Origin of the sequence: Lactobacillus sp. N54.MGS-719, from assembly GCF_000980505.1 — a bacterium.
Taxonomy (GTDB): Bacteria; Bacillota; Bacilli; order Lactobacillales; family Lactobacillaceae; genus Lactobacillus; species Lactobacillus amylovorus.
Map to the genome: position 1 here is coordinate 1 of NZ_LARO01000085.1, position 2,341 is coordinate 2,341.

At 40.5% G+C, this 2,341-nt stretch carries 2 protein-coding genes; both read right to left on the bottom strand.

The genetic code is table 11. From position 1 onward, the window contains the following. Positions 1-288 precede the first annotated feature (288 nt). On the bottom strand, positions 289-1,566 hold the full coding sequence (locus WS44_RS08990; RefSeq protein WP_046434073.1) for an RNA-guided endonuclease TnpB family protein: 1,278 nt from the start codon (positions 1,564-1,566) through the stop codon (positions 289-291). A gap of 22 nt (positions 1,567-1,588) precedes the next feature. Next, complete coding sequence (gene tnpA, locus WS44_RS08995) at positions 1,589-1,999, bottom strand: IS200/IS605 family transposase (RefSeq protein ID WP_046434074.1); 411 nt, start codon at positions 1,997-1,999, stop codon at positions 1,589-1,591. Positions 2,000-2,341: the final 342 nt, after the last annotated feature.

A 2,341-nucleotide genomic window follows, 5' to 3' on the forward strand; every position in this document is an offset into this window, starting at 1 on the left:
TTCACTAGCTCTAAACAAAGCCAACTTAACAAACTTCATAATATCGTTATTGCCCAACAATTCAGGATCATTATTAACTAGCTCTCTCACTTTAATCATGAACTACCCCCCATCAGATAGATGGGGGGTCTCTTTTTAGAGATCTTGCGAACACCTAGACTTGCCACGTTCACTCGAAAATGTGGGCTACTTTCATAGCCGACTGTAGTTTTTTAATACCTACAACGTGATAGCGGTCGGGCTTTTTAACAGGGTCTAGTTCCATACCCACTAATTATTTACAGCAGTCTAGCAAACTGCTCTGGCTAGGATATTCTTAGCTGCGTTAACATCGCGATCATGCTCGGCACGACAAAACGGACAAGTCCATTCTCTTACGCTTAGCCAGTCGCGTGTTTTCATATGCGCAAAAGCAGGATTTTTTTGTCCGCAGTCTGAACAAATCCGGCTAGTATATTGCGGTGGGACAACAATCAGCTTCTTGCCGTACCACTTGCACTTATATGCCAGCATTCGTTTAAACATGCTCCAACCTGCATTGGCAATATTATGCGCTAATTTGTGATTGCCTAGAAGATTCTTGGTTTTCAAATCTTCAATGGCAATTACATCATAGTGCTTAACAAGCCAAGTAGTTGCTTGCTGGATGTAGTCTAGGCGAATATTGTTAATCTTTACTTGATACTTGCTTTTAGTCTTTCTAAGCTTTTGCCAGTTGGCAAAGTCGTACTTATCAATCTTAGTCTCTTTGTGTTTTTGATTGAAACGTGCCACTCGCTTCTCAACTGCAGTCCGGTTACGATCACAATGGCTTTGGCGCAAATTTTTAGCTTTTTCTGCTTCAAAAGTTTGCGGTACGCTCCAACGGTGATTATCACTGGTTACTAGCCATTCATTGCCTAAGCCGACATCAATGCCGATCATCTTGCCGGTCTTTTGCGTCTTGGCCTGGTATTGTGGTAATTCTTCCTTCTGATCAGCTACGACAAAGCTTAAATAGAAACGGTCAAGATCAGCGCGATAGACGACCATCATCCGCTTAATCACCTTATGCTTTAGTCGATTAAGTGAACTGGTTTCTACAAATATTGGCTTTCTCGTTCCAATTCTGAGGCAGTACTTATTCACTGTCTGAATCGGGTAGAGCAGACTGCCATCTTTGCGCTTAGAAGGAACATTCTTTAAAGTGGCACTTTGGCGGTAGAAATGCCGTCCTTTAAATTTAGGTGGCTTTCTGCCAACCGGTGTCTGCTTGAAGAAGGCTTCTTGGGCATTGCAGTAATATTCAACTGTTGCCTGCAGAGATGTGGAGTTTGCTTTTTTTAGCCAAGGATATTCCTGCTTTAGTCTTGGCAAGAGCTTTTTTAAGGAAGCAGTTGATGGGAATAATAATTTCTTATTATTTTGATATCGCTTGTCGGTCATGTCTTTAATTTGATTCCATAACCAACGGTTAGCACCAAACAAGCGCCAAAAGTAAGTCTTTTGTGCAGTAGTCGGATACATTCTGATTTGTGCTACACCGTACTTGACTTCATCAAGGGCTGGGTTTGACTTTTGACGCATGGATTATCTTCTCCTTTCTAATCTACTTAAATGGGCGCTCCCATTGAGTTTCTACATAATGCTTGATGGCTTCTTCTGAACAGTTGCCAACAGTTCTTGCAAAATATGATGGCGACCATAAATGATGATGGTTCAGGCTTTCTCTGAGTTCCGGCTTTTCTTTAAAGAGCCATCTAGCGGTCGTGCCTTTTAGCTTCTTAATCAAAACTGTAACCGACATCCACGGGGGCATGACTACTTCCAAATGAACGTGGTTAGGCATCACCGTTAGCGCTTCAACTTGACAGGAATTATCAGCGAGGATTTCTCTTATTTTCTGATCTAGCAGTTCACGGCATTCTTGATCTAACACTTTTTTGCGGTATTTGGTTACCCAAACAAGATGATAAATCAAGATCGAGACACTAGAAGAAGTATGATATTCTTTTACCATTAGATCTCTCCTAAACACATATAGCATAAGCTTTTTAGCTTATTTATATTATATCATTAAAAGCAAAAAGGAGGAGAAACAAATTCATCCCCTCATCAATAGATGAGGCGGTATTCTTTGTTTCTCCTCCTAGTTTTCTTTTCTTATTGCATAAAATCATTATCTTTTGGATTGATATTAAGGTGAGTACCCACGCCTTCCAGTTTTGGATATTTCATAATTTAGCCTCCGATTTAATTTCGGTTTTAGCACAAGAGAAAAGCCATGAACTTAGTTCATGACTCTCTAACTCATTTATACATGTATTTTGCGCAAGCTTCTTTAGGATCCATACCGTTACGG